Genomic DNA, 440 nt, shown 5'->3' on the forward strand with positions numbered 1-440 from the left:
ACTGCGTGCAGACCAAGTGCTTATCGACAAAGCGAACGCAACACCAAACATCGAAATCATCAAGATGGCGCAAACAACGCAAGTGATTGGTGATGGCAACCGCGTAACCGGTCTGGAATACAAAGACCGCAACACCGATGAACTTAAACAGATTGAACTAGCAGGTATCTTTGTTCAAATCGGCCTGATGCCAAACAGCGAATGGTTGAAGGGTTCGAAGGTAGAGCTTTCACCACGCGGTGAAATTGAAATTAACGCTCATGGCGCAACATCAATGAAAGGTGTATTCGCAGCGGGTGACGTAACAACCGTACCTTACAAACAGATCATCATTGCAATGGGTGAAGGTGCAAAAGCAAGCTTAGGTGCATTTGACCACCTAATCCGTAACTCAGCTCCAGTTAAAGAGGCTGAAACGGCTTAATCTTTAAACCTAAAAC

At 45.7% G+C, this 440-nt stretch carries 1 protein-coding gene; it reads left to right on the plus strand.

Features of this window, described 5'->3' with window-relative positions:
• The coding region (locus AB4653_RS23960) for an FAD-dependent oxidoreductase (protein WP_372105494.1) at positions 1-424 on the plus strand (424 nt) is incomplete at its 5' end.
• Between the last annotated feature and the right edge of the window lie 16 nt (positions 425-440).

The sequence above is a fragment of the Vibrio sp. 10N.222.48.A3 genome, assembly GCF_041475345.1.
In the GTDB taxonomy this organism is placed as follows: domain Bacteria; phylum Pseudomonadota; class Gammaproteobacteria; order Enterobacterales; family Vibrionaceae; genus Vibrio; species Vibrio tasmaniensis_A.